This window comes from Actibacterium sp., from assembly GCF_041584535.1.
In the GTDB taxonomy this organism is placed as follows: domain Bacteria; phylum Pseudomonadota; class Alphaproteobacteria; order Rhodobacterales; family Rhodobacteraceae; genus Actibacterium_D.
Genome location: NZ_JBFHDW010000126.1, coordinates 1 through 7,552, shown reverse-complemented (window position 1 = coordinate 7,552; position 7,552 = coordinate 1). Strand labels below are relative to the sequence as shown.

At 64.1% G+C, this 7,552-nt stretch carries 5 protein-coding genes and 1 pseudogene; 3 read left to right on the top strand and 3 right to left on the bottom strand.

Annotation, left to right across the window (positions count from 1 at the left end; genetic code table 11):
* From ABYW26_RS07870 to ABYW26_RS07860, 3 genes are all read right to left on the bottom strand, one after another.
* Positions 1-1,199: efflux RND transporter periplasmic adaptor subunit (locus ABYW26_RS07870; RefSeq protein WP_372604224.1), on the bottom strand; the 1,199-nt coding region annotated here is incomplete at its 3' end.
* A gap of 5 nt (positions 1,200-1,204) precedes the next feature.
* Positions 1,205-3,568 carry an ABC transporter permease gene (locus tag ABYW26_RS07865; protein WP_372604223.1) on the bottom strand — a complete coding sequence of 788 codons (2,364 nt, stop codon included), beginning with the start codon at positions 3,566-3,568 and terminating at the stop codon, positions 1,205-1,207.
* Positions 3,568-4,275 (bottom strand): ABC transporter ATP-binding protein, encoded by a 708-nt coding sequence (locus ABYW26_RS07860; RefSeq protein WP_372604222.1) that lies wholly within the window; start codon positions 4,273-4,275, stop codon positions 3,568-3,570. Before ABYW26_RS07860 ends, ABYW26_RS07865 begins: the two co-directional genes overlap by 1 nt.
* Positions 4,276-4,462: 187 nt before the next feature.
* On the opposite strand from ABYW26_RS07860, the gene ABYW26_RS07855 reads away from it, so the two are divergent.
* From ABYW26_RS07855 to ABYW26_RS07845, 3 genes and pseudogenes are all read left to right on the top strand, one after another.
* Entirely contained in the window at positions 4,463-5,707 is a 1,245-nt protein-coding gene (locus tag ABYW26_RS07855; RefSeq protein WP_372604221.1) for an MFS transporter, read from the top strand.
* Between the two features lie 116 nt (positions 5,708-5,823).
* On the top strand, positions 5,824-6,768 hold the full coding sequence (locus tag ABYW26_RS07850; RefSeq protein WP_372604220.1) for a metallophosphoesterase: 945 nt from the start codon (positions 5,824-5,826) through the stop codon (positions 6,766-6,768).
* A 349-nt stretch (positions 6,769-7,117) separates the two neighbouring features.
* Positions 7,118-7,552: pseudogene (locus ABYW26_RS07845) on the top strand (C4-dicarboxylate ABC transporter substrate-binding protein); the annotation flags it as partial.

Below are 7,552 nucleotides of genomic sequence, written 5' to 3'. Positions count from 1 at the left end.
CGCGGTTCGATCTTTCCGCCGTCCTCGATCGCGGCGCCGGGGTAGGCGACGACCTGTTCGCCGGCCTCGACGCCTGCCAACACCTCGGCGAATTCGCCGGACATGTGGCCAATCTCGACAAAGCGCTGTCGGGCGCGGCCGTCCTGTTCGACGAACACTGCCCAGCGGTCGCCATGGCGGAACAGCGCGCTTTGCGGGATTTGCAGCACGTCGTCGGAAGACCATGTGATGATGCGCACGAAGACGCGGTATTGGTCACCCAGCCCCTGACGCAGATCCGCCGGAGACAGGATATCCAGCAACAGCCGCACGCGCTGTTCTTCGATCCCCAGGGCCGAGACCCGCGCATAAGCCGACGGGTCGATCCGCCGCACACGGGCGTCGATCACACCATCGCCGCCCCAGCGTTCGACATAGGCGGGGGCGCCACGGGCAATCTCGACCGTGTCGGTGGACAGAAGATCGACTTCGATTTCCAGATCCGCCAGATCGCCGATTGTCAGCAGCGGCGTGCCGGCCTGAACCAGCCGCGCGTTGATATCGGTGATCTCTAACACCGTGCCGCTTTGCGGGGCGGTGAGGGCAAGGCAGCAATCGCCCGAGCCGGTTTCGGTTCCGGGCATGGTCGGTTCGGCCAGCTGGGCCTCCATCCGCTGTTTCGTCGCCTTTTGCTGTTGTAGCTCATAATAGGCGACATCGCGGTCGGCGCGGGCCGAAATGACGCTTTGCTCGGCGTCTTCCAGCATTGTCTGCGACACCGCCCCACGCTCGGCCAGCACCTTTGAGCGCTCAAGCTCGGCCTCAAGATGCGCCAGTTGCGCGTCGCTGCGCGCCAGATAGGCCTCGGCCAGTTGCACGGCGGCAGCGGCTTCCTGAACCGACACTTCGGCAAGGCGGCGGGCGCGGGCATCAAGGAATGCCGGTTCGGCGGGCTGGATCACCGCGACGACGGTCGTGTCCTTTTCGACCAGATCGCCAACCTCGACCGGCGAGCGCTGGACATTGCCGGTCACCGGGGCATTCACCGCCCATTTCTCGCGCACCTGTGTGACACCTTCGGCGCTGACCGTGATCTCCATCGGGCCGCGCCGGGCTTCGGCCAGATCGACCAGAACCGGTTTCGGCAACAGCGCCCAGATAAGGGCGGCAAGGAACGCGGCGGCAAGTGTTACGCTTGCGATGATCCGGAAACTGCGCATCGGGTTCACTCTTTCTGTTTCAACGCACTGACGATATCAATGCGGTCCAATCTGCGTCTGACCAACAGGACGGCGCCCAGTGCCGAGCATAGGACAATCAGGGCCGCCACTGCAAAGGTGCGTTGGGTGACGATGACGGGGATGGTGACAACGTCGGTTGAAAACCCCTGCGACATCAACAGGGTAAAGCCATATCCGGCCAGCCAGCCAATCGGGATGGCGACGACGGTCAGCAGCATCTGTTCCACCACCAGAACATAGCCGACCTCTGAGCGGCGAAAGCCCAGAACCCGCAGGCTGGCAAGCTCGTGCGCGCGTTCGGCCAGTTGGATGCGCGTGGCGTTATAGACCACGCCGATGGTGATCAACATGCCCAGCAGCGAGAAGATGATCGTCATCGACACGATGCTTTCCGACAGCAGCGCCACGAATTCATCGCGGACGTTCTGCCACAGGGTAAAGCTGGCGATGGCCGGGGTGTCCTGCACGCGGGCCTGCAATTCCGCCAGCCGGGTCGGGTCGATCTCGACATGGATCATGTTGACCTGCGGTGTCTGCCGCAGCCGCTGAAACAGCGTGTCCCGGTCGAAATAGGCGTCCTGGCCAAGGCTTTGCCGGATGACCGAGGCGACGGGAACCAGCCAAGACTCGCGCGGGGGGCTGAGAAGGTCGATGCGCAGGGTGTCGCCCGGCGCGACCGCCAGCGTGCGGGCCAAGGCCTCGGGCAGGACAATCCCGGCGGTCGATGGGGTCAGGGCGCGGCCTTCGGTATCCAGCATCTGGGTCAGCGTCGCCTCGGGCGCGCGGGCCTGCAGCGCCAAAAGCCGGGTCTTGGTGCCGTTCGACAGCCGCACGGGGATGACATAGCTGCCCTCGGCCCGCAAAACGCCGGGCAGGTGGCTGGCGTCGATCACCGCGCTGTCGTTCAGGTTGGCGCTTAGAACAAGGGTGGCATCCTGCCGGTTGGTTTTCTCGAACAGCTCTTCATTGATCAGGTCGATCGCATCGAAGCTGAAGAACGATGCAACCAGAACCGCGACCGAGCCTGATACCCCGAACATCGTCACCGCCGCGCGGCCCGGCCACTGGATGATCGACCGCAGGATCATCATCGTTGTCTGTCGCAGGCCCAGAGTATGCCCCAGACCATCGGCCAGCCCATGCCGAAACACCGGCGGCGCGGGCGGCGACATCGCCACCGCTGGCGCCAAACGGACCGAGGCATTCACCGCCCTCAGCGCGCCAAGGATCACCGCGACGATCCCCAGAACGCCCGAGATCACCAGCGGCCAAGCGCCGGGGCGATAGATCAGCCACGGAAAGCGGAAGAAGTCGGTATACATCTGAGTCATCTCATGCCCCAGCCACCAGCCAAAGGCCCAGCCGATCAGAACCCCCAGAACCCCGATCCCGGCGGTCATCTTGAGATAATGCAGCGCGATGGTGCGCGTGGAATACCCCACCGCCTTGAACAGCCCGATCTGCGCCCGGTCCAGCGCGACAAGCCGCCCCAGCACCATGTTGACCAGAAAGCCCGAGACGATCAGGAAAATCGGCGGCAGAACCGTGGACATCGCGCCCAGTTGTTTCAGTTCGCTGTCGATGAACACGTTCGAGGCCTGTCGGTCCCGGCCATAGGCGCCAGTGCCGCCATAAGGGGCAAGAATGCGGTCCACGGCGGCGATGACAGCGGCCTCGTTGGCCTCGCGAGACAGGCTAAGCGACAGATCGTTGAACGCGCCTTCAAGGTTCTTGACCGGCGCGGCGGCGGTGTCGCGCATCCAGATCAGGCCGAAATGCCGGTCGTCGGGCATCAGGGCACCAGCGCCGATGGTATAGATATATTCCGGCGACAGCACAGTGCCGGTCACCACCAATTCGCGCTTGCGGCCGTTCAGGATCGCCCGGAACCGGTCGCCGGGAACCAGCCCGTTGGCCTCGGCAAAAGGTTCCGAGATCGCCACTTCGTTCTGTTGCAGCGCCTCGGGCAGGCGGCCATGGCGGATCAGCGGCACGTTCAGGATAGCGTCGCCCGAGGCAGGCAGCGAGATCACCCGCGCCGAGGCCGGTTCCTTCAGGTTCTCAAGGTCCAGCAGCGCAGTGAACACCACGCGGCCTTCGACCCGCATCACCCCGTCGATCCGGGCGATTTCCCCCAGAACCTGCCGTGGCGCGCGGGTCAGGCTTGAGAACACATCGGCAAAGCGGTGGCGTTCATAATAGGCGGCGCGGGTTTCGGTCAGTGACCGCTGGGTGCCCGCTGACAGGGTCAGCACCATGATCCCGCAGCCCAGAACCAGCGCGATCGCCAGACTTTGCGCCCAGATACGGCGCAGATCGCGCAGCAGCTTGCGATCCAGCGCCCGCATTACCAGCTGACCTCGGAGGGCGCGACGCGGTTCGGGTTTTCCTCGATCCGCGAGATTTCCCCGTCGGCCATATAGATCACCCGGTGGGCGATCCGCCGGATTGCGGCGTTATGGGTGATCAGCGCCGTTGTGGTGCCAAGGCTGCGGTTGACCTCGACCAGCGCCTCAAGAACCGTGATGCCGGTCTTGCTGTCCAAGGCCCCGGTCGGTTCGTCGCACAGCAGGATATCGGGCCGTTTGGCGATGGCGCGGGCGATGGCGACACGTTGCTGTTCGCCGCCCGACAATTCGGCCGGGAAATGCGACATGCGTTCGCTCAGGCCGACGCGGGACAGAGCCTCGGCCGGGGTCATCGGCGCCTCGGCGATCTCGGTCACCAGCGCCACGTTTTCCTGCGCGGTCAGGCTGGGCACCAGATTGTAGAACTGAAACACAAAGCCCACGCGGTCACGCCTGAATTCGGTCAGGGCGGCGTCGGACAGATCGGTCAGTTCCTGATCACGGAAAAACACCCGCCCGCTGCTGGGCCGGTCCAGCGCGCCAAGGATGTTCAGCAAGGTGGATTTGCCCGAGCCGGACGCGCCCAGCAGCACGACGATCTCGCCCTCGTACAGCGACAGATCGATCCCGCGCAGCGCGTGCACGTCCACCGCCCCGGTGTGATAGACCTTGGTCACGTCTTCGGTTCTGAGAATGGCTGTCTGCATCGGATCGCGTTTCCCCGGTCTTACTATAGCCAAGAATATCGGCCGGTGCGGCGAAAGGCGTTGATCTGCCGCAAGGAAATTTGTCCGAGGACGCGCCCGGGATCGCGGCCTCGTGAACCGGGGGCAGTGTTCCGCGCGGCGGTGATGGTATATCCCGGCCCCAGACGCATATCCAAGAGGTCAGGGAATGGCGCGGAAGAACGACCTTGCCCAAGGCGCGGACCGGGCGCATGTCGCATGGCGGCGTTTGCCTGCGGGTATCTGGGCGATCGGGTTCGTGTCGATGCTGATGGATATCTCGTCCGAGATGATCCACGCGCTGTTGCCTGTTTACCTGACCGTGGGGTTAGGGGCCTCGGCGCTGGCGCTGGGGGTGATCGAGGGCATTGCCGAGGCCACGGCAGCGATCACCAAGGTGTTCTCGGGCGCGCTGTCGGACCGGATCGGGCGGCGCAAGGAACTGGCGGCGCTTGGTTATGGGCTGGCGGCGGTGACCAAGCCGGTGTTTCCTCTGGCCACGTCCATCGGCGCGCTGGTGGCGGCGCGGTTCATCGACCGGGTGGGCAAGGGCATTCGCGGCGCGCCGCGCGATGCGCTGGTGGCGGATCTGACCCCGCCCGATCTGCGCGGCGCCGCCTATGGCCTGCGCCAGTCGCTGGACACGTTCGGGGCGTTTCTTGGGCCGCTGGCGGCGGTGGCGCTGATGTGGGTGTTCTCGGACGATTTCCGCAAAGTGTTCTGGATCGCGGTGATCCCGGCGGTTCTGGCGGTGGCGCTGATCCTGTTCGCGGTGCGCGAACCGGCCCGGCCCAAAGGCCAGCGTCGGGTCCGCAACCCGCTGTCCCGGGCCGAGCTACGCCTGCTGGGCACGACCTATTGGATGGTGGTCATCGTTGCGGCGCTGTTCACGCTGGCCCGGTTCAGCGAAGCGTTCCTGATCCTGCGCGCCTCGGAAGGCGGGCTGTCGCTGATGCTAGTGCCGCTGGTTCTGGTTGGCATGAACGCGGTCTATGCGCTGTCGGCATGGTGGGTCGGGGCGCTGTCGGACCAGCGCGGCCGGATCGGGCTGCTGGCAATCGGGCTGGGTCTGTTGATCGCCGCCGATCTGGTGCTGGCCTTTGCCGGCGGGTTGACCGGCATCGCGGTTGGCGTGCTGATCTGGGGGCTGCATATGGGCTTTACCCAAGGGCTGTTCGCGGCCTTGGTGGCCGAGGCCGTCCCGCCCGAGCTGCGCGGCACCGCCTTTGGCATGTTCAATCTGGTGACCGGTCTGGCGCTGCTGGCCGCCAGCGTCATCGCCGGTGCATTGTGGGAGGCCGCCGGGGCGCAATGGACCTTTGTCGCCGGGGCGGGCTTTGCCGCGGTGGCGATTGTCGGGCTGGTGCCCTTGGCGCGACGCCTGACGCGGCAGGCGGACGCGGCGCGGACCTAGGACGGGCAGGGGCCGTTCGCTGGCATTCGGTTTTATCCCGTGGCTGTGCATCGCCACCCAGCCAAGCCGACGTGGATGACAAGCCGTTCCTGCCGCGCTAGGGTCAGGGGGACCTCATGAGCACATTCGACATCATTCCCGACATTCATGGCCAGTCGGCCAAGCTGGACGCGGCGCTTGCCGGGCTGGGTTGGCGGCCAAAGGGCCATGGCTGGACCCATCCCGACCCCGACCGGCAGATCGTTTTTCTGGGGGATTTCATCGACCGTGGCCCGGACAATCGGGCGGTGGTGCGGACGGTGCGGCGCCTGATCGACAGCGGACGGGCGCAGGCGATCATGGGCAATCACGAATTGAACGCGCTGCATTTTCACGCCCGCCATCCCGACGATGGCCGCCCCTTGCGGTGGCACAGCGAAAAGAACATCCGCCAGCACCGGACGTTTCTGGATCAATTCCCGCTTGGCGATCCCGAAACGCACGAGGTTCTGGACTGGATGCGCGGCCTGCCGCTGTTTCTGGAAACCGACGGCTTCCGCGCCGTGCATGCCAGTTGGTCTGACGATGCGATTGCGCGGCTGAAAGACCTGACCGGCGACGGCGTTCTGTCCGAGGATCAACTGATCCGCGCGGCGGGGCGTGTGACCTCGGACGAGATATTCGAACTGGTCGAGCAGATCACCAAAGGCCCGGAATCCAGATTGCCCGAAGGCGTTTTCTTTACCGACAAGGACGGCACCGAGCGCCATTCCGTGCGCCTGCAATGGTGGAACGGCAGCGCCCGCACATGGCGCGAGATCGCGATCTCGGTGCCGCATCCGCAAGACCTGCCGGATCAGCCCTTGCCGCGCGCGGTCGTGGCCCAGACCTATCCGGCAGATGCGCGCCCGGTGTTCTTTGGCCATTACTGGCTGAGCGGCGCGCCGGTGCTGCAAGCGGCGAATGCGTTATGTCTGGATTATTCCGCCGGACGGGACGGGCCGCTGGTCAGCTACCAGATTTCCGATCCCGCGACGCCCTTGTCGATGGACAATATCCGGGTGCATCCGGCGGTTGGTTGAAACGTGAACGGGATTCAAAAAATCGGCGCCAAGAATCGCCGCAGGGCGGATTTGGCCCGGTTCCAGCCGCGTTGCGCGTCAAGTGGAGAGTGCAAAATAGTGCTAAAGGCAGTAAGCTAACTGAAATATGTTGCTTTTGCACCTGAGACAGCGTTACTTAATTCTTTGTTCTGACTAGAATAATGGAACAAAATGGCCCACGCAGGGCATCGGGGATGCCGGGGAACATACTCTTCGGTATTGCTCTGCTAGGGGCAAATATGTAATATAATGCATGTTCGTGAGGACGGACATTCAGACATCACGTCACTGTCGCCGGGAGGTTGGCGACTCCATGGGAGGAAACTTAATGAATGTAATCCACAAGGTAGCTGTCGGCGCCGTTCTGGCCTTTGGCGTAGCGACCACCGCTCAGGCCGAAACGATTCGTGCCACCAGCGGCTTTGGCCCGTCGCACGTTCTGGCGACCGCGGTCTATCCGAAGCTGTTTGAGAAGCTGAGCGAATTCACAGACGGCCGCTGGGATGGCGAAGACACGTCGTCGGGTCTTGTTGCTCCGAACGAGATGAACGCCGGTCTGCGCGATGGCATCACCGAGCTGGGCGCGATGATCCTGCCGTATTTTGCCGCCGATTATCCGGAAAGCACCCTGCCGATGGAACTGGCCGTGCTGGGGAACGACAACCGCGCGATTTCGGCTGCTGTGACCGAATACATCGTCAATTGCGCTGATTGTCTGGCTGAATTTACCAAGAACGGTCAGATCTATCTGGGCACCGACTCG

Coding starts and splice junctions, on each gene's coding strand:
- ABYW26_RS07850 (WP_372604220.1), top strand. CDS start 5,824: ATGAGCACATTCGACATCATTCCCGACATTCATGGCCAGTCGGCCAAG.
- ABYW26_RS07860 (WP_372604222.1), bottom strand. CDS start 4,275: ATGCAGACAGCCATTCTCAGAACCGAAGACGTGACCAAGGTCTATCAC.
- ABYW26_RS07865 (WP_372604223.1), bottom strand. CDS start 3,568: ATGCGGGCGCTGGATCGCAAGCTGCTGCGCGATCTGCGCCGTATCTGG.
- ABYW26_RS07855 (WP_372604221.1), top strand. CDS start 4,463: ATGGCGCGGAAGAACGACCTTGCCCAAGGCGCGGACCGGGCGCATGTC.